Annotated in this window: 22 protein-coding genes and 2 pseudogenes; 1 reads left to right on the forward strand and 23 read right to left on the reverse strand. The window is 44.0% G+C overall.

Translation table 11 applies throughout. From position 1 onward, the window contains the following. Positions 1-75: 75 nt before the first annotated feature. From OB236_RS15845 to OB236_RS15870, 6 genes are all read right to left on the reverse strand, one after another. Positions 76-957 (reverse strand): carbohydrate ABC transporter permease, encoded by an 882-nt coding sequence (locus tag OB236_RS15845; RefSeq protein WP_262684863.1) that lies wholly within the window; start codon positions 955-957, stop codon positions 76-78. A gap of 19 nt (positions 958-976) precedes the next feature. After that, positions 977-1,879 (reverse strand): ABC transporter permease, encoded by a 903-nt coding sequence (locus OB236_RS15850; protein WP_076233426.1) that lies wholly within the window; start codon positions 1,877-1,879, stop codon positions 977-979. 145 nt (positions 1,880-2,024) lie between these two features. Further along, complete coding sequence (locus OB236_RS15855) at positions 2,025-3,680, reverse strand: type 2 periplasmic-binding domain-containing protein (protein WP_262684864.1); 1,656 nt, start codon at positions 3,678-3,680, stop codon at positions 2,025-2,027. 226 nt (positions 3,681-3,906) lie between these two features. Further along, the gene (locus OB236_RS15860; RefSeq protein WP_262684865.1) at positions 3,907-6,297 is read right to left on the reverse strand and encodes a helix-turn-helix domain-containing protein; all 2,391 of its coding nucleotides are present in this window, start codon (positions 6,295-6,297) and stop codon (positions 3,907-3,909) included. A 166-nt stretch (positions 6,298-6,463) separates the two neighbouring features. After that, positions 6,464-6,898, reverse strand: coding sequence for a bactofilin family protein (locus OB236_RS15865; RefSeq protein ID WP_256711382.1), 435 nt, complete (start codon positions 6,896-6,898; stop codon positions 6,464-6,466). 23 nt (positions 6,899-6,921) lie between these two features. After that, positions 6,922-7,884: a M23 family metallopeptidase gene (locus tag OB236_RS15870; protein ID WP_262684866.1), complete on the reverse strand. Its 963-nt coding sequence runs from the start codon at positions 7,882-7,884 to the stop codon at positions 6,922-6,924. Between the two features lie 215 nt (positions 7,885-8,099). Here OB236_RS15870 and OB236_RS15875 point away from each other — a divergent pair, with 215 nt between their 5' ends. Beyond that, positions 8,100-9,191, forward strand: coding sequence for a ParM/StbA family protein (locus OB236_RS15875; RefSeq protein WP_076233342.1), 1,092 nt, complete (start codon positions 8,100-8,102; stop codon positions 9,189-9,191). A 72-nt stretch (positions 9,192-9,263) separates the two neighbouring features. Here the strand turns inward: OB236_RS15875 and OB236_RS40110 are convergent. The 17 genes and pseudogenes from OB236_RS40110 to OB236_RS15955 all read right to left on the reverse strand — a co-directional run. After that, positions 9,264-9,374, reverse strand: a pseudogene (locus OB236_RS40110) (metal-dependent hydrolase); the annotation flags it as partial. 3 nt (positions 9,375-9,377) lie between these two features. Further along, the gene (locus tag OB236_RS15880) at positions 9,378-9,527 is read right to left on the reverse strand and encodes a hypothetical protein (protein ID WP_262684867.1); all 150 of its coding nucleotides are present in this window, start codon (positions 9,525-9,527) and stop codon (positions 9,378-9,380) included. Positions 9,528-9,542: 15 nt separating this feature from the next. Next, on the reverse strand, positions 9,543-11,516 hold the full coding sequence (locus OB236_RS15885; RefSeq protein ID WP_262684868.1) for an alpha/beta hydrolase family protein: 1,974 nt from the start codon (positions 11,514-11,516) through the stop codon (positions 9,543-9,545). Then, complete coding sequence (locus OB236_RS15890) at positions 11,516-12,724, reverse strand: trans-sulfuration enzyme family protein (protein ID WP_262684869.1); 1,209 nt, start codon at positions 12,722-12,724, stop codon at positions 11,516-11,518. Before OB236_RS15890 ends, OB236_RS15885 begins: the two co-directional genes overlap by 1 nt. A gap of 45 nt (positions 12,725-12,769) precedes the next feature. Beyond that, entirely contained in the window at positions 12,770-13,519 is a 750-nt protein-coding gene (locus OB236_RS15895) for a creatininase family protein (protein WP_262684870.1), read from the reverse strand. Beyond that, a complete protein-coding gene (locus OB236_RS15900) occupies positions 13,516-13,866 on the reverse strand; it encodes a thioredoxin family protein (RefSeq protein WP_262684871.1) in 351 nt (116 codons plus the stop codon). Before OB236_RS15900 ends, OB236_RS15895 begins: the two co-directional genes overlap by 4 nt. Continuing rightward, positions 13,863-14,696, reverse strand: coding sequence for a carbon-nitrogen hydrolase family protein (locus OB236_RS15905; RefSeq protein WP_262684872.1), 834 nt, complete (start codon positions 14,694-14,696; stop codon positions 13,863-13,865). Before OB236_RS15905 ends, OB236_RS15900 begins: the two co-directional genes overlap by 4 nt. Before the next feature lie 35 nt (positions 14,697-14,731). Beyond that, positions 14,732-15,712, reverse strand: a complete 981-nt coding sequence (locus OB236_RS15910) for an ABC transporter ATP-binding protein (RefSeq protein ID WP_262684873.1) — start codon at positions 15,710-15,712, stop codon at positions 14,732-14,734. Continuing rightward, the gene (locus tag OB236_RS15915) at positions 15,712-16,686 is read right to left on the reverse strand and encodes an ABC transporter ATP-binding protein (protein ID WP_317259353.1); all 975 of its coding nucleotides are present in this window, start codon (positions 16,684-16,686) and stop codon (positions 15,712-15,714) included. The genes OB236_RS15910 and OB236_RS15915 overlap by 1 nt, the downstream gene beginning before the upstream one ends. A 23-nt stretch (positions 16,687-16,709) precedes the next feature. Then, positions 16,710-17,579, reverse strand: a complete 870-nt coding sequence (locus OB236_RS15920; protein WP_262684882.1) for an ABC transporter permease — start codon at positions 17,577-17,579, stop codon at positions 16,710-16,712. Positions 17,580-17,656: 77 nt separating this feature from the next. Further along, positions 17,657-18,574 carry an ABC transporter permease gene (locus OB236_RS15925; protein ID WP_262684875.1) on the reverse strand — a complete coding sequence of 306 codons (918 nt, stop codon included), beginning with the start codon at positions 18,572-18,574 and terminating at the stop codon, positions 17,657-17,659. Between the two features lie 73 nt (positions 18,575-18,647). After that, entirely contained in the window at positions 18,648-20,159 is a 1,512-nt protein-coding gene (locus tag OB236_RS15930; RefSeq protein WP_262684883.1) for an ABC transporter substrate-binding protein, read from the reverse strand. Between the two features lie 77 nt (positions 20,160-20,236). Continuing rightward, positions 20,237-21,421, reverse strand: a complete 1,185-nt coding sequence (locus tag OB236_RS15935) for a M20 metallopeptidase family protein (RefSeq protein ID WP_408638480.1) — start codon at positions 21,419-21,421, stop codon at positions 20,237-20,239. A 63-nt stretch (positions 21,422-21,484) separates the two neighbouring features. Further along, entirely contained in the window at positions 21,485-22,213 is a 729-nt protein-coding gene (locus tag OB236_RS15940) for a FadR/GntR family transcriptional regulator (protein ID WP_262684877.1), read from the reverse strand. 676 nt (positions 22,214-22,889) lie between these two features. Next, positions 22,890-23,416 (reverse strand): annotated as a pseudogene (locus OB236_RS15945) (DinB family protein). A 514-nt stretch (positions 23,417-23,930) separates the two neighbouring features. After that, complete coding sequence (locus OB236_RS15950) at positions 23,931-24,155, reverse strand: hypothetical protein (RefSeq protein ID WP_262684878.1); 225 nt, start codon at positions 24,153-24,155, stop codon at positions 23,931-23,933. Positions 24,156-24,853: 698 nt separating this feature from the next. Beyond that, positions 24,854-25,906, reverse strand: coding sequence for a hypothetical protein (locus OB236_RS15955; RefSeq protein ID WP_262684879.1), 1,053 nt, complete (start codon positions 25,904-25,906; stop codon positions 24,854-24,856). Positions 25,907-26,048: the final 142 nt, after the last annotated feature.

Consider the following 26,048-nt stretch of genomic DNA (forward strand, 5'->3'; position numbering starts at 1 on the left):
AAAGTCGTTCCTACACCTATTCCGAATAGGAGTAAGAACGACTTTTCAGTGTAAGCTCTTGGCCATTATGGTCTATTAGCCTTTTAATGCACCTACCATAACACCTTTAACAAAATATTTTTGTACGAATGGATATACGCACAGAATTGGAATCGTAGCTACCATGATGGTCGCATATTTGATCGTTTCCCCAATCTGGAACTGATCCCCGGCACTCGCTCCTGCCGACATGCTGTCTGTCTGATTGGCCAGCAATATTTCACGCAGCGTCAGCTGCAGCGGGAACAGCTCGCGGTCCTTCAGGAATACAGATGCATAGAACCAGCCATTCCACTTCTCAACCGCATAATAGAGAATCATAACGGCAATAACTGGCATGGACAATGGAATAATGATTTTGAACAGGATCGTAAAGTGATTGGCTCCGTCAATCTTGGCCGACTCTTCCAGACTGTCTGGCACGGACATAAAGGCCGTACGCATGATGATCAGATTAAAGGTGCTGATTGCAAAAGGGATAATCGTCGCCCATAGTGAATTGATTAATCCAACATTTTTAACGGTCAGGTACAAAGGAATCAAGCCGCCATTAAAAAACATGGTAAACACGATAATGATAATAAATACCTTGTTCCACATTACATTTTTACGGGAGAGCACATACGCACCCATAGCCGTCATAAACAGATTCAGAATGACACCCATTACCAAAATAAACAAGGTGTTGCGGTATCCGATCAAAATGCCCGGATTCTTAAAAACGTTCTTATAAGCTTCAACACTGAATCCCAACGGTTTAAACAGCAATCCTTTGTGTGCTATCAGCTGCCCTGCGTCACTGATGGATGCAAAAGCAACATACAGCATCGGATAGAGCGCAAATATCATTAAAAGCACAAGTCCAACATGGATACCGATATCCAATAATTTATCCATTAAACCTTGATCCTTTGGCATAACCCTATCTCTCCTTTCCTTACCATAGGCTGCTATTGTTCACCTTGCGGCTAATGTAATTCGCTGTAATTAACAGTATCAGATTGAGCACCGAATTAAATATGCCCACCGCGGCGCTGTAACTCCATCCAAACTCCAACAAACCTTTCCGGTACACGAAGGAGGATATGACATCAGCGGTATCGTAAGTAACCGGATTGTAGAGCAGGATGATCTTCTCAAAACCTACGTTGAGGAGGTTCCCCATCCGCAGAATGAACATGATGGCGATCGTCGGCATAATACCAGGCAGTGTAATATGAAGGATCTGCTTCCAACGGCTTGCGCCATCCATACGGGCTGCCTCATATTGCTCCTGATCAATACCCATCAGCGCTGCAATATAGATAATCGACTCCCAGCCGATCTTTTGCCAAATTTCAGAAAGAATATAGATACTTCGAAATAGTTCCGGCTTTTGCAGCATGGCTTTTCCATCATAGCCAAAATACGTCAAAAGCGTGTTAATAACGCCATCCGAATTCGTAAAATCACTAATCATACCACAGATAACAATCATCGAAATAAAATAAGGCATATAAGTAATGGATTGAACGACTCGTTTAAATATTTGATTGCGGACCTCATTAATCAAAACCGCAAGGATAATCGGAGCAGGAAATTCAAATATTAAAGAATACAGGCTGATCACAACGGTATTTTTCAAAATACGCCAAAAGTAATAACTGCCAAAGAAGTCATTAAAATTTGCCAAACCAACCCAAGGACTGCCCACAATACCTTTCATCGGGGTATAGTCTTTAAAGGCAATTATAGCTCCATACATAGGAGTGTAATGAAAAATGGCATAATAAGCGATGACGGGAACCATCATCAGATATAAATATTTGTTCAACACAAAATCGCGGATAAACCGAGTCATAAAGGTAGGATTTGACTTTCTTACCGATTGTGACTTTTCAAGCTGCATCGTTTTGGCCATCTCATACCCCTCCTTCCTCACCTATTTGTCTCTAGCTCATAATTTGAATGGGTGGGAGGGCTTGTAGGCCCTCCCATCTTGCAAATTAACGTTTGTTGAAGCGATCCAAAGCAGCTTTTTGAATCTCGATAGCACGATCCAGCTTAACGGATTTCAGCTTTTCAACATATTTTTCATATGCATCAAGAGGCTCGGCACCCAAAATAATTTTTAAAGTCATTTCATCGACTAATGTGTTAACATCGGTCATAATCTTCGCCATTTCAGTACTTTCTTCTGGAGTCGGTGTGATTGGCGGCAATTGATATTTAGCCACATCGGTTTTAGCCCAAATGCTAAGAGCTTCTTTTTGCTGTGGAAGCGCTAAATATTGTTGAATATAATTTTTATCCTGAACGAACGGACCGCTGTAGTTAGCGCGTGTATACAGAGCTATCGCTTGGGCAGGAGCCAGTTTATCCGGATTTTTCATTAATAGATCCGTATAGGTTGGAACACCATTCACCATATTGTAGCTTACGCCTTCTTGACCAAAGTTAAAGTATTTATTACCTGCCTCGCTATAGCCATAATCCAGCAGCTTAACAGCCAGCTCTGCATTTTTGGAAGTTGCTGAAATGGCTACCATACCGCCATTTACGGAGAACGGCAAATCTCTTTGACCAAATTTCGGTGTATCGCCTTTTTTCAAGACCGGTTGTGGTGCAGCTACCAGCTTCGCCTTAGGATTATTAGCTTCAACAAGCGGCTGCCATTTTCCAATACCGCCACCCGTATTAGCTACAGTGGCACCGGATGCACCCGATACGATATTCGCATCAAAAGCTTTGGCATCAACAGTTGCAATGTTCTTATCCAATAGTCCTTGCTCATACCAACCACGGAATAAGGCTAACCAATCTTTATAACCTTTTTCAGCAGGACCAAACTTAATCTGTCCGCCTTCCAGATAGAAGTCACGTGTTACCCCGTAGGCTCCCATGAAATGTCCACTGTTGAATTCATTAAATACGCGAGGCTTGCCGCTTGCTGTGAAAGGAGCTGCTGCACCTTTCTTTTCTTTGAAAGCCTTCAGCATTGCTGTCCATTCATCAATGGTTTGCGGCAATGGCAGGCCAAGCTCATCCAGCCAATCCTGACGAACAATCGGGCCTTGATACACCATCAGTGAATCATCTCCGCGAATGAACGGGAATGCATAGTAGCTGCCGTTATCCGTTTTGACCATTTTGTCGATTTCCGGATGCTCTTTCAAATATTTTTTCAGGTTAGGCGCATTTTTATCAATCAAATCATTCAGCTTCAAAATGTATCCGTCTTTGATAGCTTTTTCCGGACCGCCAGGGAAGTCCTTAAAGAAGTTGAACTCAATCATGTCCGGCAAATCTCCGGAAGCCAGCATAACGTTAAGTGCTTCTTTGGCCTGGTTAACAGGAGGTGCAATAAATTTTAATGGAACACCGGTTCTTTTTTGCCATTCAGCAAAGAAAGGAACATCCTGGTGAGTCGCTTTTACGCCGACCAGGTTACCCGTCATCTCCATCCAATAAGAAAGTGTTTTGTCCGTCTTCATCGGATACGTTGTTGCGGTCGCAGCAGGTGCAGGTGTTCCAGCGGCAGGTGCTTTCGTGTCAGCAGGTGCAGGTGCAGGTGTGGCTGCGGGTGTCGAACAAGCGATCGCTGCAGTGCTCATCATGGCTGTAACTACTAGAGTGGAGACGATTTTCTTTTTGCTCTTCATAGTATGAAGACCTCCCTAATATTTCGGCTGAACCGAATAATGACTTCAACATGAGATTGTGTATATAACCTGTTTCCCATACTCGTATTATATGATGGCGCTTACATAAAATGAAATCGTAAATTGTGCCAATTTTATCGGCAAAAACACGAATTCGAATCAACAAAAAGTACAATTGGATATACAAAATAATCAATATAAAAAGAAAAAACCGCTTAGCAGCGGCCTATTCCTCCTTCATTTCCTTATATTTTCCGGGAGTGATGCCTTCATATTTCTTAAAGGTCCGGATAAATGCATTCACATCATTAAAGCCTACTGAGGTTGCTACATCGCTTACATTTCGGCTGCCTTCATCTAAAATCGACTTGGCTCGGGCCACTCTGGTCTTGTTTATCGAATCCAACAGACCTTCATTGGTGTGGTCCTTGAACAGCTTGGACAAGTAAGCTGGCTTCATGTCAAAGTGACTGCCGATCATCGAGATATTGAGGTTCGGGTCCGTGTAGCTCTCATTAATGTAATTAACAATTTGCTGGATTCGTTCATCCATAACCCTCTGTTTGGACTGTTGAATATTTTGCTGACGTTTGTTGGACGTATATTCACAAACCTTTTCCAAAAACTCCGTCATCTGAACCTGCATTTCCTGAATCGTTTCACAGGTCGCCAGCCGCTCGATCCTTTTTTCAATCCGTCTTGGGTTACGTATTAACAGGCTGTCCTCGATATATCCGAGCTCACTGATCGTTTTGATCATCGTACTGACCAAATTGAGCATCAGACATCGGCCAAGCGGCACAGACATGAATGATCGTTTAAAATTGCGCTCAATGATCTCATCGAGTGTTTGTCGAGCCATCGGGAAATCCCCGATTTTGACGTAATTAATCAGCTGCAGCTCTACCTGGAGCGGGTAATAATAGACGGTATCCGCTTCCTCCATAGCAGCATTCTGATGAATATCCTCATAGGACAAAATTTCCTTGCTGCCCATAACCAGCTTGTACTCCATAGCATCGAGCGCTTCCAAATAAGCTTGGGAAATTCCGTTAATCCCGCTATGAATACCACTTATCGATAGGGTCAAACTAATATGATACTTGGACATAATGAATGCTTGTGCGTCCTTGGAGATGCGAACCAGCTCTTCCATCCGTCCCTCGGGATCCTTGGCAGAGAAATTAATAAGACAGACGAGCGAATCTTCCATTTCGGTTACATAGCCTTGATGGTTCTGGGCTGCCAGTTCCTCCATCACATTGGTAATAATAAATTGCATCAGCTGCTGCGGGTCGGTCGAGCCTATTTCCTGAATACGCTCATGGAAAGTGCCGCTTTCCTGTACATAAAGCACAATAACGGCAAAATCGTCCGTAGCAAACTGCATATTAAAGGTGGCCAACGATTCATCAACAGGAATTTGTTCATTAAGCTTTCCTTTTAACATCCGCCCAACGAAATTGGACCGTAATATATGGTATTGTTTTTTACGTTCAGACATAATTTTGGCCATTTCTACCAACGTATGGTCAACGGCCTGCTCTATAAATCGAAACTCATTATAGCCTTGACCGCCAGTCAGCTCGGTTTTGCCGGAAAGAGCGGTTACAAGACGTCGTACCGGATTATAATTTTTGCGTAGAAACACGTATGTTAACGAAATTCCTCCAAGCAAACTAATAAAAATACTCATGTAGGTCAGATTCCGAACCCGCTCGGCTTTTTCCCAAAACAATTGGCTCGGGATAATCGATAAGTATTTGAGCTTGGAACGATCTGATTTAATATAAGTGACCTCGTAATTAAGTCCATCCTTTTCCCATAAAAACATATTCGATTCAGGCATTTCCTTATCAAAAGGAAAATCCTTGAGCAAATTCACGCTTTCCTTCGAGCTGGTTACCAATACCTGGTTGGCTTCATTGAGGATTAACACATGTCCCTTGTTAAATAGCTCTATGTTTTCAATAGCACGCAGAATACGCGACTGGTCAACCATGATTACATTAGTAGCTCCAGGCTTGTCCGATTCCTTGCGATATGTGCTGATATAGGCAACTGTATTACGGAGGTTGCCGCTCTCATCAATGCGGGACATCGGTATAAAGCCTTTGAACTCTTTTTGATTAACAATTTGTAACCACTGCTCATAGTTATAAACGCCATTTTTATGGATCAAATTGTAAGCAAAGGGAGCATCTCTGTAAACATCAGGCATGAGAACCTGATTGCTATTGGCTATATAAATATAAAACAGATCGATAAGCGAGTAGGACGTTCTGTACAATAACAAATCCTGTGTGATTTGATGCAGGTCGTACAGTAATTCATTGGGGTAGATTTGATATTTACCCGAAAACAGGAATTGTTGAAGTCTGACGTTCCAGGTTAATTCAAAGTTCAACCGCTCCATCGATTCGAATTGATTATCCATGACCTCGCGAACCTGCTTCAGCAGCGATTGATTCGCCTGGTTGATTTCATTCTCCAGTGTCTTACTTGACTGCGTGTATACGATTACACTCATCAAGACAGGCAGCAATAAAACTGCCAAATAAGATAGGAGCCAAGTTAGGAGCACACTGCGCCTATTGATTTGAAACTTACCCAGCATCGAATCTCTCCTTGTAATCAATTGAAACATACCTCTTGTGCATGCCTCTATCCGATTTCACCATTAGCCTACATTATACTTCAAACTCAATCATCACGCGACTTTTAACAAAAAAAAGACAGGCATTCAGGATTTTCCCTGTATGCTTATCCTTTTATTGTATCAGCTATTGCCATGTGATAACGGTAGGTGCTGCTGTGACCGATTCCGTCTGTTTAGAAGGAGCAGACATCTCTATAGAGTTCGATTCGGTACTATCCATTTTGCTCATTCCCTGGAACAAACCGCCTTCCGCTATAACGAGTGATTGGGCTGTCGTGTTCCCATACAACTTGCCGGTGGCGTGGATTGTCAGCTTGCCTTTGCATAGGACGTTTCCATTGACGGTGCCAGCCAGAATGACGTTGCGTGCAATCACGTTGGACTTCACGATGCCCTTCTCGCCAATGGTCACATCGCCTGCGCAATCCACATCGCCGGTTACCTGTCCTTCAATGCGGATGCTTGCCTCTGACTTGATCCTGCCTTCAAACAAGGTTCCCTCACCGATTAATGTATCTGTCGCATGTATACCGTGCGCGTGCTTCTTACCTTTAAACATCATCGTTCCCCTTTCAGGCTGGATTATTTGAGATAAGGCAGTGGATCGACACTGACACCATTCTGTAAAACCTCATAATGCAAATGGTAGCCTGTGCTTCTGCCTGTTGATCCGACAAGTCCAATCAGCTGTCCTTTTTGAACCGAATCATTTTTTTGCACGAGGATTTTATTAAGATGCATGTACATGGTTTGCAAGCCATTCGAATGGTCAACCACAATATGATTGCCTCTCTCTGAATCACTGCCAGTGATACGTACGATACCATCTGCTGTGACTGAAACCTCTGAATTAGCAGGTGCGCTAATATCGTAGCCGCTGTGAAAGCTCGGACGACGTGTAAAGGGGTCCTGCCGCAAACCAAAGCCTGACGTGATTCGATGGCTGTCTACAGGCCATATGTTAGGCGTCACGCGAAGCTGCTCCTTAATAGCCAATGCTTTATGCTTCGTATCGGTAATACTTTGCTGCAGGGCTGCCAGTTCAAGATCCATATCGCTTAATTGTGTTTTGGTTTGACTGAGCAGCTCGTTCACATCGTTATTCGTAGCGGGATGACTGATTCCCCCCATTGCACTATCAAGGGTGTTTGTGCCTTCAGCCGCTGCTACTATTTTGGTGGAACCCGTAATCGAACGAACCTCGTCCTCCATTTTGCGAATATCATCGATTCTGGCTTTCATTTCCGAGGTTTGCTGGGATAGCTTGATCACTTCATTCTGAAGCTGCTCAATCGTTTCATTCTTATCCTCCACCGTATGGGTATACACCAGTTCCTGACTATCGATCTTGACCTTCAATTGGTCTGCGATAACGGCTGTTCGTCCCTGAAAGAAAAATAGTACTAAAGTAACGAGAATCAGGACAAAGACAGCGGTCGCAGCAATGTAAGGTATCGAATTCAGCATCTCAAACTGGCGAACGGAACGGTTCGCATCCGGAATTATGACTAATGTAAACTTTTTACTTCCCCATCCCAGTTTCATATTGGCTCCTTTTGCAAGATTCACGCTCATCAAGTAATATTCACCAACAAATTTCGATTAAATCTACGTTCTTATTCGTCAAATCCGCTTCATAACCCTGCATGCTTGCAGCCTTCCCTGGAAAATGGTTCTAAAGTACGAAGGGATTTTGTGGAAACAAATCGAATTCTAGTACTAAAGTAATTCGTTGGGAAACGATTGGAGGAGTCAGATCAATGAAGTTGGCTGGTATAGATATCGGCAATGACAGTATCAAGGTAGTATTAGACGGAGTACGCGAGCCACTAGTAATTCAAAATATTGTTGCTCCAGGTTATGAACGACACATTTTACAAGAAGAGGATTCACCGTTAAAGGCGCTTGATGTCGTGGTTCACAGTCCTCGGCTGTCCAAGAACAGCCAGCGTTATTTTGTTGGCTTACTTGCTATGGAGAACGAGGACAGCATGGAGCTTGAGGAGACCGACAATAAAGCAGTTTCTGATCAGTCTCTGATCGTAGCCTTAACCGCTCTCGCGTATGCTGGTATTGTCAGTCAATCCGTGACCAACAGCGGCTACGGCAACATTGAGGAAGTCGAATATACGCTGGGAACCGGCCTTCCTGTACGCAGCTATTCCTATTACAATAAAATGTTCGAGGATCGGCTTGTTGGCGAGCATGAAGTCACCTTCCTGACCACACCTACCCTGCGAAATCGAAAAGTTAAAGTATCGATCCGCCGCGCGGTCATTTCTATTGAAGGTGCAGCGGCGTTATTTCACATGGCCACACATGATAACCTGCAGGTTCGGGATGAGGAGCTGCACCAGGGCTGCATCGGCATTTGCGAGATCGGCGCCTTGACTACTGATTTTCCTGTCATTAATAAAATGAGCATCGACAATCAGTTCAGCACAGGAGAGCAGATTGGGATGGCTACCTATTTGGATAGCATTATTCGCGATGTAGAGGATCAATACGGATATCGGTTTCCAAGCCGCGCCAAGCTGGTCCAACGGATCAAAAAAAATGATTTTACGATTCGACGCATCGGTGAAGGGCAATCCAGCATGAAGCAGGTGGTCGATCTGTACTTCAGCCGAGCTGCCAACAAAATCGTGGACCTGATCAAAAAGCGCTGGAAAAAACATCCTGATATTCAATGCTTTTATGTAATCGGGGGAGGAGCGGCAGCACTTCGTTCCTATATTATTGAAGCCGCCGGCCCGATTAAATTGCGCTTCGTGGATGAAAGTGAGCTGCTGAACGTTAACGGGTACTTGAAGCTGGCAAAAAATAAAGTCAATCACAATCAGTATACATAAGCATACACGCTGGTTACGGATAAATGAACAAAACCGACCGCTCCGCATTTTCGGAGGTGGTCGGTTTTGCATTTATTTATGAATAAATTCGAATAGGAAGGATTGCCCATTACGGTAAAAACGCGGATCATAAATGCCAAGCCGCTGTCCATCATCCACGACCACAACGAATGGTGACCATTCCTACTATACCCGATAAGATTTCAATGGCTTGTGAAGCTTCACGAACAGCAGACCGCCCAGCATGATGGCCCATAGTGTCACATCGACGATCGGCACGGTGCCAAAGGTGATTCTCTGAGAAGAAAATTTATTAATCTTCGGTGACAAACTCATTTTATGATTAGACATTCAGGGTAAAATATTATTGAACCACCCATTGATTTGATTCAAACGTTCGAGTCGAAGTGATGGAACTCCACTTCTAAGCATCGCATGGTTTGCCTTGGGAAATCGGACCAATTGTGTACGCTTGTCTAAACGCTTCAGCGCGACATAAAACTGTTCTGCTTGTTCAATCGGACAACGCAGGTCGTTTTCACCATGCAGAATAAGCAACGGGGTTTCAATATGCTTAACATAAGCTAGAGGAGAATGCTTCCAGAGTTTCTCAACATCATCCCAGGGATTGCCTTCGATTTCCCCTTCGGTGTAGGATATGCCAATATCGCTCGTACCATAAAATGAGAGCCAATTGGATATCGAACGGTCCGTAACCGCAGCTCGAAACCGATTCGTGTGGCCAACAATCCAATTTGTCATAAATCCACCATAACTACCGCCCATGACACCCAGTCTTGTTTCATCTACAAAATCACAGGTGCCTAACACGTGATCCACCGCATCCATTAAATCCTGGTAATCCCCGCCACCAAAATCTCCTCGACAAGCTTTGGCAAAGGTTTGACCGTAGCCGAAGCTGCCACGCGGATTCATATAAAGAACGACACAACCTTGGGAAGTTAACGTTTGGAATTCGTGACTGTAAGAGTTGGCATATAACGCATGAGGGCCTCCATGAATTTGCAGGATCATGGGATACTTCTTACCTTCCTCCATACCGATAGGCTTCATGATCCACCCCTGAACATTCCAACCATCGGATGTACCCAACCAGAATGGTTCTGGTAAACTGATATCCAATTGCTGCAGTAATTCATCGTTGCTTTTTGTCAAACGCAATTCTTCGTTGGTGTGCGTATCAATTCGATACAAATCACCAGGATTCGAGGGATCTGAGGAGGCTGCAACAAGATAACGTCCATCCGAAGTTATGGCATATTGATAAACATTCCTGTCGCCTCGAGTCGTCTCCTCATAGGTACCATCCATGGAAACCCGGTACACCTGTACATTTCCATGCAAAGACCCGAGTACATACAAGAATGAACCGTCTGCACTGAATAATGGAGATGGCGATGCCGACGCAGCCAACATGTCGCTAAGTGCCAGGTTGCCAAGTTGTACATCCTGCATCTCAGTTAAACGGGAGAGCGTACCACCTTCAACGGACACGAAATACAAATCATTTTGAGTAGCACTTCCGTACAACCGATCGCTTCCAATACATATGATCCTTTTTCCATCAGGTGAATACCTTGCTTGACTGATAGACAATGTAGAATCTGTCCATTTAATCAGGTTTCCACCATTAGGGTTAAGACTAAAGATATCATTAAAGGTATTTACATCAGGATCTGTAAGAAAAGAGAGTTGCCGACCGTCCGGTGACCAAAAAGGTTTGACAGCATCCAACTCACCTGTTGTTACTTGTCTGATTTGAAGACTCTTCAAATCCAAAATGAAGATGTGAGAGTGTAGTCCATCCCACAACCCCATTCCCTCTCGCTTTGTGTTTGTAAGGGTGAAAACCTGGGCCTGTTCATGTGTTTGGTACCTTTCTTTTTGTCCAACGAACGCTTTGTGCTCCTGATCCTCTACCACCCGTGTTGTGAAAGCAATGAAATTTCCATCAGGTGACCAATTAAACGACCCGATACCATGTTCAACAAAGGTCAACTGCTTTGCTTGCCCACCATATACCGGTATAATCCATAACTGTCTGGATTTGTCAGTTGTGCGCAGGAAAGCCAATTCCGAGCCATTGGGAGACCAGGCGGGGAACTCATCCTTGTCTCCATTAGTGAATTGCCCACCTTGACTTCCATCAAGCGTAATGAAGTGAATATGTTTTCGATAATTGTTCTTTTCTTTGTCAATCATCGTATGAACATAGGCGATCGATCCGGTTACAGGGCAAACGGACGGATCGCTAATCCATTGGTACCCATATAAATCTTCCGTTAATACCTTACGTTTCCCCATTATCGAGCCCTCTCAGATAGGGTCGTGTCTATCATTAGCAATGCCTGCTCAAGATCAGAAATAATATCGGCCGAGTCCTCAAGACCGACAGAGAGCCGAATTAAACCATCAGATATCCCGAATAGCTGTCTTTCATGCTTGGGGATCGAAAAATGGGTCATTGAAGCCGGGTGCTGGACCAACGTCTCCGGATCTCCAAGACTAAAAGAAATCATTGCCAACTGTAAACGATTAATAAAAGCTTTGCCCATTTCTAAGCCGCCTTTAATTTCAAAGGAGACGATACCTCCCATACCCCTCATTTGTTTTTTTGCCAATTCGTGTTGAGGGTGAGTCGCCAGACCAGGGTAATAAACAGCGGCCACTTGCGGATGAGTGTTTAAGTAGGCCGCTACTTTCATTGCGTTATCACAATGGGTTCTTACTCGCATTCCCAAAGTTTTTAACCCGCGTAAAATTAAAAATGACTCCCAAGCATTTAAATTTTGACCTAAGTCCCCTGCAATGCGTTTGCGGATAAAATCAATAACCTCTCTCTTACCTACAACAAAACCAGCAAGTACATCCCCATGACCATTTAAGTACTTTGTCGCGCTGTGCACAACCACATCTGCACCAAGCTCCAGCGGCTGCTGCAAATAAGGCGTCATAAATGTATTGTCCACTATAAGCGGCAGATTGCATTCTTTAGCAACCGATGCAACCATTGGCAAATCCAAGATGGTCAGCTTTGGATTCGATGGCGTTTCTACATAAATAGCTTTCGTATTTTCTTTTATAGCTGCTCTCACGATATCTGCGTCCGTACAATCGACAAAATCATACGTGATACCAAAGCGTGGAGCCAGAAGCGTAATAAAATTATAAGTTCCGCCGTAAACGTCCCTGGTTACCACAACATGATCGCCATGCTGTAAAAAAGCCAATAGCGCGGATGAAATTGCTGCCATTCCGCTGCTAAGTCCGATACTATCCTCTCCGCATTCCAACTGTGCTATTTTTTGTTCCAATGTACGTGTAGTTGGATTCCCGTACCGGCCGTAGTATGTCCCCTCTTTACTTCCAGAAACGACGGCGGCAGCTGTTTCAGTGTCTGGAAACGCATAGGCAACAGCAGGAACAATAGATTGGGAAATGGCTCCTGTTTTTTCGTCGGGCTTTTGAGCTGCATGGACTGCAATGGTGTCAAATCTCCAGCCTTGATTCATGACTCCTCCTCCAGTTCCTTAACAAACTTTACGATGTACGTGATGCTATACCTGCTCTGGATTTTTCCAATTTTCTGCTATAAAATGAATAATTCGTTCAACCGAACGTTCAACCAATACTTTTCCCTTATCGGCCGTAGCAAGTGACGAGTTGCCCACCGTACCCCAATCGGTATTGTCTGACAATTTTCCGTATTTCATAATTTCCGGAAAATCATCTTTACGCTTTCTGGAGACATTCATCGTTTTACTTACGTCCACGAGATCCGGATACAAATGCATCATAACTGACGTTCCAGCTTCGCCTGCATGAGAATGCGCCAATGCACCTGATTCCAATACGCCTTGATCGATGGTTTGGATAAACCTCCAATAATCAATTTGTGCCCTGCGAATATCCTTACGCTCCCGGTACGTATAGGAGATCTGATTGATAATCGGTACATTGCCGGCATGGGCATTGATAAAGAGGAAATCCTTAAATCCCCATTTCACCAAACTATCCATCACATCACTTAGATAGGATTTAAAGCTTTCTGGACGAATCGTTATCGTTCCTGGAAACTCATCAAGCATGGAGGAGTCACCCACCTCAAGCATGGGTCCTACAATTCCGTTTACGCGCCTTGCTACCAACTCGGCAATTTTGACTGCAACTAAAGAGTCGGAGCCGAGTGGCAGATGCGGACCATAAACTTCAAACGCACCCGTTGGTATAATGACCAGATCTGTCAGCTTTTTTCTTTCAACGAACGTTGTCCAGCTCATCTCTTTCAGAAAGTAGTTATTGTTCATAACTTGCTTTCTTCCTGATTGCAGCGAGCAAGCGTCTCATCAAAAAAGGATTCAATTTCTTCCCGCGTCTTGCGCAGCTTGCTAACAAACCGGCCTTGCTCCTTGCTGCGATAAAACACAATAAAGCTGGGAATACCAAGTATATTATTCTCTTCGCATAGCTCCGGAAGCTCATCACGGTCAATTTGGATAAAGTCCAACCGTTCCCCATAGTTCTTTTCCAATTCTGGCATAAAGGGATTCATATAATGACAATCCTTGCACCATTCCGTTTTAAAAACAGCCACCGTCGGCTTCTCATTTTTAATAGCTTCTCTATATTCCGATACACTTGTTATTTTTCTCAATTTGCATCCACCTTTCCAGTATCGTACAGTTCAGGTCTGCGGTGCACATAGGAAGGTAGTTTTGCGCGAACTTCTTCAACGCGCTTCAGGTCAATCCGGCAAGGGATAAGTGCTTCCGTCTCAGGTCCATTGACCATAACAACTCCCATCGGGTCTACAATCAAGCTTTGGCCAATATAAAAGTTGTCGCTTACTTTACCGCAGCCTACCATAAATACCGTATTCTCGATCGCACGGGTAGTCACCAAATTGGTCCAGTGCATTTCCTTCATCGGACCACGCACCCATCCTGACGGCACAATGATGATATCAGCGCCGTGTATGGCTTGGTAGCGAGCAATCTCCGGAAAGCGCAGCTCATAGCAAACGAACAAGCCAATTTTGCCAAATGGAGTATCGATTGGCTTGAATAGAGAATCACCAGGCTTGATATTTCTTGATTCGTTATATCCAAAGGCATCAAATAGATGCGTTTTACGATACACACTAACAATACTTCCGGTAGAATCGACAACAACCGTTGTATTATATACACGTTCTTCTTCCGGATCTTCCACTGCCTCACGCATTCCAAATATGAGCCATACTCCGAATCTTTTGGCGAGTTCAGCCATACCGTTCACAAAGGGTCCGTCCACCGGTTCCGCATCTTTCAAAGAGACGTCTTTGGGCGTCCCGAGTGGGAAATGACTCATAAATACCTCAGGAAAAACAATGATTTCCGCTCCATGAACTGATACCGATTCCTGGACCGCATCCTCAGCCTTTTTCAAATTAATGTGTTTGTCATCCGTCGATGTCAGTTGTGCCATAACAAGTTGAAAAGACATATCCATCATTCCTCCTTTATTTTCAGTTATTCGCTTTACAGTGGGAAATGGCATGCTACAGAATGCTCCGTCCCATCAAGAACAGGCTCCTTTTCACGGCATAAATCCTGAGCGTACGGACAGCGTGGATGAAAAGCACATCCGCTCGGGGCATTAGCAGGATTCGGTAAATCGCCTGTAAGCAGAATCCGTTTTTTTCGTTTGGTAGGATCAGGCACCGGGACTGCTGACAATAGGGCCTCTGTATAAGGGTGTCTCGGGTGCGTAAATAACTCATCCCTGCTAGCCAATTCGACAATTTTCCCTAAATACATCACAGCGATCCGGTCACTTATATGCTTAACAGAAGGCAAACCATGGGCTATGAAAATATAAGTCAACTGAAACTGTCCCTGAAGTTTTTTGAGCAAGTTCAAAATTTGAGCTTGAATAGAAACATCTAGTGCAGAGACCGGTTCGTCGCATACGATCAATCTCGGCTTTAATGCAAGTGCCCTTGCAATGCCAATCCGTTGACGCTGCCCCCCACTGAATTCATGAGGATGACGATCCAGATGATGCTCTCCCATACCGACGGTCTCCAACAATTCAATGACCGTGTTTCTCAACTGTTTTCCTTTCGCTAATCCGTGTACTATGAGCGGCTCAGCAACAATATCCAGCACTCTCATTCTCGGATTCAAAGATGCAAACGGGTCCTGAAACACGATCTGCAAATCTCGCCGAGTTCGTCTGATTTCTTCCTTGCTTAACTCAGTCAAGTTTAATCCATCAAACCAAATTTCACCTTCAGTAGGGTCAAGCAGCTGTGTGATCATTTGCCCCATCGTAGATTTCCCACAGCCTGATTCACCTACTATACCAAGCGTTTCTCCCGGGTTCACATGAAAATTGAGTCCATCAACGGCGCGTACATACTCGTTACTCTTGGAGAAAAGCCCACGATGAATGGGATAATATTTTTTTAATCCCTTGACTTCAAGAATCGGTGTTACTTTATCTTCACCTTGCTTCATCATGACACCTCCTCACTGCGCAAACACCTGACCCAGTGCCCGTCTTTCTTTAACTCCAGGCGCGGTTTTGTTTGTACACATTGACTATCTGCGTGAGGACAGCGCGGGTGAAAAGCGCATCCGCTAGGTATATCAAGCAAATTAGGGACCATGCCGGATATGGATTCAAGTTCATCCTTTTGTTCATCTAGTTTAGGTAGCGAAGCGAGAAGTCCCATTGTATATGGATGTCCAGGTCGTGCAAATAAATCGTAGACCGAAGCTTCTTCAACAATTTCGCCAGCATACATAACGACTACTCTATCGGCCATCTCTGCAACAACTCCCAAGTCATGAGTGATGAGAATAACTCCCGTATTCTCCTCTTTGCTTAGGGTGGCGATAAGCTCTAATATTTGTGCCTGAATGGTCACATCCAAGGCAGTTGTTGGTTCATCCGCAATTAGCAGCTTCGGACGGCAGGCGAGAGCCATGGCAATCATGACTCGCTGCCGCATACCTCCCGACAATTGGTGTGGGAAGCTATCCACCACTTTGGTAGCATTCGGGATGCCGACACGCTCCAGCATTTCAATGCTTTTATTCCTCGCATGCTTCTTATCCAACCCTTGATGCACCCGAAAAACTTCACCAATTTGATTGCCAATTGTAAAAACCGGATTCAATGACGTCATGGGCTCTTGAAAGATCATTGAAATCTCATTTCCACGAAGCTTGCGCATTTCTTTGCGTGATAGCAGAAGAAGATTTCTCCCCTCAAACCGTACCTCACCGCCAACGACCTTACCCGGGGGAGCAATAAGTCCCATGATCGAGAGCGAGGTAACACTTTTCCCGGAACCAGACTCCCCTACGATCGCCAATGTTTCGCCAGCCAGCACGGAAAAACTTAGACCGTTGACCGATGGAATTAAGCCCTCTTCGGTTTTAAAGTAGGTCTTCAACTCTTTTACTTCCAGTAAATTCGTTTTCAACATCGATCCCTCGCTTCGTTTCGTTATTCCCTTGCCTTCATACGAGGATCCAGCACATCGCGCAGCCAATCACCTAAAAAGATAACACCCAGTACTGTGATCGTAATGGCTATTCCAGGAAAAGTGGCAACCCACCAACTGGTGGCCAAATACTGCCTTCCATCGCTTAACATTCCCCCCCAAGAAACAGCTGGCGGTTTTATACCCAAACCCAAAAAACTAAGAGAGGCTTCCATAATTATAGTTGTGGCAACACTCATCGTGGATATGACAATAAAGGAGGATATGACATTAGGAAGAATATGCGTGAAGATAATTCTGACATCCTTGGCGCCCACTGCTTTAGCAGCTTTTACGAAATCGCGTTCTTTTACACTGAGCACTTCTCCACGTACTACCCGCGCATAAGAAACCCAATTTGTAATACCTATTACGAAGATGAGTGTGCCAATTCCCGGCCCTAATACCGCTAATACAACGAGCATAAATAAAATTGTAGGAATCGCTAAAAACGAATCGGCTACCCTCATAATAATCGCATTCGTCCATTTTCCGTAGTATCCTGCGAGCAATCCCAATACCGCACCAATCGCACCTGAAACTAAAACTGCACAAATACCGACAATCAATGATACTTGGGAGCCATACACGATACGACTCCATATATCCCTTCCAAGATTATCTGTACCAAGTAAATGTCCCGGCGCTCCCTTATCCAACCACATTGGTGGCAATAATCTTAGCGAAGGATTGATTTTAGCTGGGTCATGTATAGCAAATAAAGGTGCACAAATGGCAATGATACAAACTGCGAGTACAATAATGGCGCCGACGGTTCCCGTTTTACTTTTAAGTAAAAGCCTCAATAAGCGGTTGAATCGATTTCGTTTCACATTGTCTTTATGATAGTTTTCGGCTAAGCTCTTTTTATGTGTTTCAACTGACAATGCCAAATCTTTCCCCCCTCTCACTAGCTGTACTTGATACGAGGATCAAGTATCCGATAGATCAGATCCGTCAGCAAATTGCTTATAATAACAATGATGGCAATAATGAAGACGGCAGCCTGTACGATAGCCATATCGTGAGTATTCACTGCGGTTACCAGCAGTTGTCCCAATCCAGGCCAGGAAAATACCGTTTCGGTAATTAGGGTTCCACCAATCAAGCTTGTAAATTGTAAGCTCATAATCGTAACTACAGGAATCAATCCGTTACGAAATGCATGTTTACAGATGACGACTATTTCAAGAAGCCCTTTGCTTCTTGCAGTTCTTATATATTCCTGATTTAATATTTCCAGCATGCTAGAACGAATTAACCGTGTCATTTGTGCCGTTACGGCAGCACCTAATGTAATCGCTGGTAGTACGAGATGCTCGATCCCCCCTCTTCCAGAGACGGGAAATACGCCGAGCATGACAGAGAACAACAGAATCAACATGATTCCCGTCCAGAAATTAGGCATTGCTTTGCCCAGTACAGATATGCCTGAAATGAATAAATCCAAGAACGTGTTGCGCTTAATCGCAGAAATAATACCTAATGGAATCGCCATGATTGTAGCTACCACCATCGCTGCAACAGCAAGTTCAAAGCTGGCCGGCAGCCTTTCCAGTACAAGTGGCAATGCGGATTGACCATAATGAAAAGATGTGCCGAAATCACCGCGAATAACATTGCTTAAGAACAAGCCAAATTGGACTAACAAAGGTTTATCAAGTCCCAAAGCCTTGGTTAAGGTTGCACGGTCCTCCTCAGTGGCAGTCTCCGGGAGCATCAATGCCACAGGATCTCCTGTAACATGTACAAGAATGAACACGATTGTGGAGATCAGAAAAAGAACGGGCACCATCTGAAGCAGCGACTTGAAAATATACTTTCCCACGAACTTCCCCCTCCCGATTAACATTGTATTAAAGGGGGAAACCCGTTCCCCTCACTAACACATCTGCTACTCATCACTTAGGATTGATATCTTCTGCGTAGTACATCTCATCAAGTCTAGGCTTGTATTCTACTTTTGAACCAACCCCATAGTTCCCTTTCAATTGGAACAAGTAAATCGTTGGCCGATCAACAGCAAAGATTTGCTGTACCCTTTGATATTGCTTTTCCCTGTCTGCCGGATTCATGTTCTTCTCAGCCGATTGAATTAATTCCTCCGCCTCGGGATTATTGTAATCTGTTTCTCCCTTTGCGTTCGCTAATTTAAACCGGTTATAGTTGTTGGAAGCATCAAACAAGGAATTGCCGACTCCCAGCAGGAACAGCTCATTGAATTTCTTGGAGTTGAGCTTCTCGCTGAACTTACTTGCTTCCAATACTTCCAAATTCACTTGAAAGCCTACCTCTGTAAGCATGGCAGCCGCTACTTCGGCAATTTCTTTATACTGAACTTGTGTGGAGAAGGTGACCTTGGGTCCGCCACTTGCATAGCCGGCTTCCTTCAGTAATGACTTTGCTTTTTCCTTATCATACAAATATTGATTATACAAGCTTGGTTCAGCACCGAAATTACCAGGCGTGACAGAAGTGCGTGTCGGGATTCCTGCTCCGCCTACGATACTATCCACGATTTCCTTATCGTTAATCGCCAAATCAACAGCTTCTCTAACTTTAGGATCAGCCGTAACCGAGCCGGGAGCAGTTTTCATAATGAGATGCAGTACCCTTTGAATCGTAGCCTGCGCCACTTTCATATCGTTGACACCTTCAATACGTTTTAAATCTGTTGTAGGAATGTTGGAGGCAATATCAACTCCCCCCGTAAGCAATTCGGATACTCTCGTGGAAGCTTCAGGAATGACACGGAATACAAGCTTGTCCCATTTCGGCATACCAGCGAAATAATCGGTGTTTTTTACCATTTCAACCCGATTGTCCTTCAGCCATTTACTGAACTTGTAAGGCCCTGTACCAACCGGTTCCTTCATGAAAGCATCCATGCCCTTCTCTTGAATATACTTGGAAGGAAGCATATCGGCTCCCATTCGTGACAACCGATTCAGCATCAGTGGATCGGGTCCGTCCGTTATGATCTCAACATTGTAGTCATCGATCACCTTGACTTCTTTAAATCGTTTGTAATAGGTGTTTTGCAGAAGCTTGCTGTCCTTAGCTAGTCGCTCAAGCGAAAATTTCACATCAGCGGCTGTAAACGGGTCCCCATTATGAAATTTGACACCTTGACGCAACTTAAACCGCCATGTCGTGTCGTTCACTTGTTCCCATGAAGTCGCTAAACCAGGAACTTTCTTTTGGGAACTATCATTTTTCAATAGATAATCAAACATATTGACCAAAACTGCTTCGCTTTGTGTATTATTATTATTTTGAATATCGAAGCTTTCAATATCCGTTGCGTTTGCAACGGTCAAAACCTTCTCTCCCGTGCCTTCTGCAGCCTTAGCATTTTTATTTGTGGTATTTTCTTTTCCTGCCCCTCCGCTGCAACCTGCTACGACCAGCATTGAAGCCAAAACAACAGACAACCCTTTTGCATACCAATGTTTCAAATTAAACAACCTCCCTTAAGTTATGTTTATATTCAATGGGATGAATCCGATAAATAAGAGAGCGCGACAGCAGAAAGCATGGCCACTCCGTATGGAAGAGCATTTTCGTCCAAATCAAATTTGGGATGATGCAGGGGATAACTGGTATATTCTTGTTCATTACTAACTCCTAAGCGAAAAAACACACTTGGAACTGCTTCGGAATAAAAAGCGAAATCTTCTCCGCCCGTGGATGGTTTAACGTTTTCCCATCGTTTTTCCCCGAATAAACGTTCACTTGTCTCGGTTAAGAAGTCAACCATTCCCTCATTGTTTACGACAACAGGATAACCAATGTTATATTTAAACTCATAATCGGCCCCAAATGAATGGGTAACTCCTCGTATAATCGTTTCGATTAAGCCAGGCATTTTCGCACGCAAGGATGGACTTAGCGTTCTGACGGTTCCGACCATATCTACTTCCGGTGCAATCGCAGTCCCCATGTATCCGCCTTGTATCTTGCCAATAGTGACAACAACAGGATCTAGTGGATCTACTAGCCGACTGGCCACATGTTGCAACGCAGAAATGACTTGTGCGGATACGGTTATCGCATCAACTGCTTCGTGCGGCCGGGCAGCATGTCCGCCCTTTCCAATAATCTTGATAGTAATACTATCCGCGGAGGCGAATGCCACACCTTTTGTTACAGCAATTGATTTTGTAGGCAAAGCAGGAAAGACATGAAGCCCTGCCATAGCATCCACCTTCGGGTTCTCAAGAACACCATCGTCCATCATCGCTTTGGCACCTGCAAGCCCCTCTTCTGCAGGTTGAAAGACGAATTTAATGTTTCCTCTTTTAGGTCTTCCTAATTTCACAAGAAGTTGAGCAGCACCCATGAGCATACTGGTGTGGGCATCATGCCCACACAAATGTCCGGTTCCCGGAATTTTAGAGCAATAGTCGACCGTCTTCAGGTCCTGAATTGGCAGTGCATCCATATCCGCCCTCAATCCAATGGTTGGCCCCGGCTCTTCCCCTCTAAAAATACCCACAACACCTGTTTTCCCAATATTGCGCTTTACTTCCAGTCCAAGGCTTTCTAAGTGCGTAGCAACGATTTCCGAAGTACGAAACTCCTGATAGCCCGTTTCCGGATGCTGATGAAAATCTCTTCGCCAAGTGACGATTTGTTCCTTTAAATCTTCTGCTAAACCAATAAGTTTATTCAGATCCAATCTAACAACCTCCTAAGATGTCTAATATCTTTCAGTTACTCGGGAAGACAACCAGATCTATGTACCCTTCGAAATAATTCTGGAATGTATGGCAGCAGTTGTTTCATCCGTATGCTGCTTCATAATTTCTTTGGCCTTGGGTCCATTTTTCTCTTTTAGTACGTCTAATAACAATGTGTGCTGTTGATAGCTGGCCATCTTAACATTTGAATTGTAAGTCATCAAATCCAACGCAGGATTAATTTTAGTGCGGATTTGCCTAACTGCCTTTTCAAAATAGTGATTTCCCGAGGCTTTTGCTATGGATAGATGAAATCTTACATCCAAAGCACGGAACAACTCACGCGTACAATCTTCTTCCATACTTTTTTCAACATAACTCCTAAGCTGGGATAATTCGTTTTGAGTGATTCTTTCTGCGGCAAGACATGCAGCTTCCGGCTCAATAATAGACCTGAATTCGAACACTTTCAGCATCTGCTGCCAATCTTTTCTAATTTCCTCTCGATTCCGCTGGTGGGAGTTTATCGTAAGTGGAAGAACAAACGTTCCTCCTTTGGCCCCAAGCCGCTTCTCAATTAATCCACTAGCCTCCAGTTGGGATAAAGCCTCTCGTACTGCAAGACGACTCGCATTAAACATAGATGCCAGTTCCCGCTCAGTGGGTAATTGTTCTTCAGACAAAAACTCTTTAAGAATAATTGCTTCTTCCAACTGTTCTAAAATAAAGTCACTAACTTTCTTAGGTGAAACTTTTTGAAATTGCATATCAACTTGAGATTGCAAATTCTATCCCTCCAAACCTTGAAATAATGAGTTAAGGTTCATACCTTAGACCATTAAAAAAGATAAAAAAAAGAGGCGTTCTCTTTTTTAACCGTTCTACAATGAACTAATGGTATCATCATAACTTCACGACACATTAATGTCAATATACTTAACACAAAATAATATTTCCAAACTAAATAATCAGATTTTTGTATTTTTTGCGTAACAATACATTACATGTAAAACAAAAAAACGATTTATAATCAGTTTGAAAGCGCTTCATATTTTTATACTATCATATATTATTTATTATCTCAAGGGTTTCGAGTTAAAGAAATTGTGATATGATCTGGTGTTACTATTACATTCCTTTAAAGCGTTGGTGCCCATTTAGTTGAGTTTTTTATTATCAGACTAACCTAATAAAAATTATCACATCTATTCCGATGTGTCAAGTCGTATTAAAATTCAAAGTTTTCGTTTGTGTCCAGTGATAATAAAGCATTAGACCGGGACTCCCTATTTATCGAGGAATCCCGGTCATATTAATTACCAAAATATTAATAAAAAGTTTTAGAATCAATGTCGGATTGCAGTGTGCTGCTAAAGTTAAATCGAATAATAAAGTTGTAGACTACCCCATTGAACTATCGTTATCCGTCGTAGCGAAGCCACATAAAGTGACCTTCAGTTCTTAATTGCTCTCCCGGGGTTGAGGCATGTACTTCTTGATAATCCGAATTTGACCTCTGTGGTTAATCTCGTCCTCGAAAACATGAACCCACTTAAAGTAATTATTTGCGGGTTTATTACCCCACCACGGCGTTTCTTCAAACAGCCACTCGTCATTGCATTTTTTCAATTCGTCAAGCGTCATTTGACGAACATCATTTAGGGTCTGAATATAGTAAGATAAGGGACGACCTTTTATTTCAGCACGCCCTCGTTCCCCTAATTCCAGAGCGGCTCCCCACCGATCCTTTTCTGAATCATTAAGGTCTCGCTTCTCAAACGTATTCACTTGATATGCCACTTCTACTGCAGAGGCATGGAGAAGAGAGCGCCAATCGAATTACTTTGCTCATTCAGTAAAAAATCCAGTTGTTCTCCAGACAGGTTTTGAACACTTTGCAGTGTCGTTGCTCTAGCCCATTTCATCATCGAAACCAAACGACCGATCTCAGGGGTAAACCCTTCGATATCTCCAATAAGGTAGAGTATACTCATATCAAAATGACTCACTAAATCAAAATTCATACTCATCTTGTCTCCTATTCTTGAAAAAAAGCAACTCCTAATAATTGGTATCTAACAATCGTCTGCGTTAGTTCAACAAGAAATATTTTGCCTACAATTTTTTATTCGCAGTACTGATTCAGTTATCCCGTTAACGCATCGAGGCCAAAGAAAAATGAATGGACCAAAGAACGGTTTCTTTTTCAAGACATCATTCACCTTCGTTTGCTGGATACCAGACCATGTAACCGGTGTAGGTGCATCAACTCTGATCCACGCGTCTCCAACCCAACCGCTTTTGATGTGATACTAATTGGCGATTTTTTCAAAGGCTTGAATCGTCTGCGGTGCAATCGCATTAGCGGTCATGGTACTAAGAGCTGGACCTTTACACCGTAGACATGTACACAAAATGTCCTATTTTGTGTACCATATCAAAAGAAGTTACCGCGGTATCTCCTTCATTGTTTGTTTAGAGTCGCTAACGTTTTTTGTTAGTTCAATAAAGCAGCTTTAGTTTTCTTAAAATAAAAGGAATACAAATTAGAGCTATACCTGCAAGAACAAATATAGAACCGTGGGTCATAAGTGAGGGAGTAGTAGCAGGTATAAGCATTCCTAGCTCGTATATGGATTCCCCACGACCCTGGGTTATCAAAACTACAATTCCTTCATAAACAACAAACAGTCCAAAGAGTGGAACCAGCCATATTAGTTTCTTCAATAATATAACGCCTCCTTTTGTTAATAAGTAAATGAATGATTAGTATAAGGTCCAACAAATAACACTGACTAATTTCAATAGCAGATCAATTATTTCGTTCATAACCGCTTTTGTAGCACCAAATTTGGTTTTTTTGTCAGAGGTTAAGATCGTCCTTCTGACTTAGTCATTCATTTAAATTGATTAACTCTTTCTCGATGTTTTTAAGCGTTTTGTGTTGGATCTTGAGTTGATTTTAGTTGAATTATCGCTGTAAACCATTCAACATGAATCAAATCCTCATCCTTTCGCTTGGTAATAATACCATAATTTGGATCGTAGGATCTTGAAGACCAAGACAGCTGTAAAAAAACCATTAATTTTGTTGAGATGTCTGGCTCTCTTTTTCATTCAAAGAAATCCGAGAAAAACCGGCTCTTCCGTAGATGGGAACAGAGCTGTTTTTTGCCATTGTTCCATGCTGACTGAACTGGTTTTTGGCTATACTTCAAACGTACATATCAGCAGCCACTGCCCCAAGCCTTCGAGAGCGGCGTGGCTGCCTACTTCTTATTGCCCGTTCATCTTTGATGAGCGGCGTTGACCGTGAAAACAACATGTTATTGTCTCCTTTTTATCATAATCGTTGTCACATGCCCTCACGATAAAAAAAGGGACCAGCCAAAGCGCTCCTACGATCCAGCTGGCGTGCCCATCTGCTATTCTCCTTCAAACAACCGTTCGCCTTTATGCAGCCTCCAAGCAATTTTAGCCGTATGCGGGAGCTCACGTGCGGTTGGCGCGTGTGCCGCCAAATATCGGGTACAGGCGAGTAGCATCGTTTCTTTGGCCTTCTCCGCAAAAGAGCCTGCCGCCGTTTGCCAGCGGTCGTATTCGGCCACTGCGGCCTCATACATTTGGAAAGAATGGAATTCCGCATCCTCCCGCAACAGCGCATGGCCAAGTGTGTTAAGTAGCGCTCCTGGCTCACCACCACCATGAATGTAATCCATCACCCATTGCGCGGCCGGTCCGACCTGCTGGCGAAGATCGAGCAAATCAAGCAGCTCCTGATGGTTGGTCGGCGCGGCGGAGCCGGACGGCTTCGGACGAGCGGCTGTCGGTACGTTTAAGAAACGGTCAAGATATACGCTGACAGCTCCGTGAAAAATCGCCCGCTGTAACAGCGGTTCATCAGATTGCAGCAACCTTTCATGCACGGCGTGAGCATAAGTGAACGTATGGAGAACTGCAATCCAATCGCCAAAATCATTCTGTGTATGGAAACGAACGATCCGTTCCGCGGCGGCCAAAGCAACGAGCTTCGCCAATTGCGCCGGAGCCGTTCCCGCGATGAGCAGGTCGCGCAGCAAAGCGATCGTTTGCTCTGGCGTATCGCTCAGCAGCTGCTGCAGCAATTGCTCTTCCGTATCATCAGACAGCTGCGCATCCGTTGACCCACCGATGGGCTGCGCCTGCGCCGCATTCTGCTCTAGCTCGTTGACTGCTTGCTTGATCGGCTCTACAAGGTTCAGCGGCGCTTGCCACTGGTGCAACTCCTCGCTCCGTGTCGGACGAGCCATCATCGGTACGAGCGAAGTTAAAATCCGCTCCTTTTGCGACACATTCGCCCACACCAGCACCTCAAAGGCTTTGCTGTGGAAATCGAACACATGCCCGCCGTCCAAGTAAAAGTGATCTGTTGCGGCGATAAGCATCATTTCTGACAGCCGCTTCGTGTCAATGCCTTTCAAAATTGCGGTGATCAACACTTTCTCTGCGCCCTGCGTATCCCGAACCTCTATGCAACTGCGATACCACTCGGTCAACCGTTCGAACGGCACGTCCACCGACGGCAGCGCCGACAGCAAGTGGCGGGTTCCTCTGCCCGAGCTGCCTCGAGCAACATGGACA

It is taken from the genome of Paenibacillus baimaensis (assembly GCF_025567575.1).

Excerpts from the sequence above, each read along its gene's own strand:
- OB236_RS15845 (WP_262684863.1), bottom strand. The coding sequence starts at position 957 with ATGCCAAAGGATCAAGGTTTAATGGATAAATTATTGGATATCGGTATC.
- OB236_RS15850 (WP_076233426.1), bottom strand. The coding sequence starts at position 1,879 with ATGACTCGGTTTATCCGCGATTTTGTGTTGAACAAATATTTATATCTG.
- OB236_RS15855 (WP_262684864.1), bottom strand. The coding sequence starts at position 3,680 with ATGAAGAGCAAAAAGAAAATCGTCTCCACTCTAGTAGTTACAGCCATG.
- OB236_RS15860 (WP_262684865.1), bottom strand. The coding sequence starts at position 6,297 with ATGCTGGGTAAGTTTCAAATCAATAGGCGCAGTGTGCTCCTAACTTGG.
- OB236_RS15865 (WP_256711382.1), bottom strand. The coding sequence starts at position 6,898 with ATGTTTAAAGGTAAGAAGCACGCGCACGGTATACATGCGACAGATACA.
- OB236_RS15870 (WP_262684866.1), bottom strand. The coding sequence starts at position 7,884 with ATGAAACTGGGATGGGGAAGTAAAAAGTTTACATTAGTCATAATTCCG.
- OB236_RS15875 (WP_076233342.1), top strand. The coding sequence starts at position 8,100 with ATGAAGTTGGCTGGTATAGATATCGGCAATGACAGTATCAAGGTAGTA.
- OB236_RS15880 (WP_262684867.1), bottom strand. The coding sequence starts at position 9,527 with ATGAGTTTGTCACCGAAGATTAATAAATTTTCTTCTCAGAGAATCACC.
- OB236_RS15885 (WP_262684868.1), bottom strand. The coding sequence starts at position 11,516 with ATGGGGAAACGTAAGGTATTAACGGAAGATTTATATGGGTACCAATGG.
- OB236_RS15890 (WP_262684869.1), bottom strand. The coding sequence starts at position 12,724 with ATGAATCAAGGCTGGAGATTTGACACCATTGCAGTCCATGCAGCTCAA.
- OB236_RS15895 (WP_262684870.1), bottom strand. The coding sequence starts at position 13,519 with ATGAACAATAACTACTTTCTGAAAGAGATGAGCTGGACAACGTTCGTT.
- OB236_RS15905 (WP_262684872.1), bottom strand. The coding sequence starts at position 14,696 with ATGTCTTTTCAACTTGTTATGGCACAACTGACATCGACGGATGACAAA.
- OB236_RS15910 (WP_262684873.1), bottom strand. The coding sequence starts at position 15,712 with ATGAAGCAAGGTGAAGATAAAGTAACACCGATTCTTGAAGTCAAGGGA.
- OB236_RS15930 (WP_262684883.1), bottom strand. The coding sequence starts at position 20,159 with ATGCTGGTCGTAGCAGGTTGCAGCGGAGGGGCAGGAAAAGAAAATACC.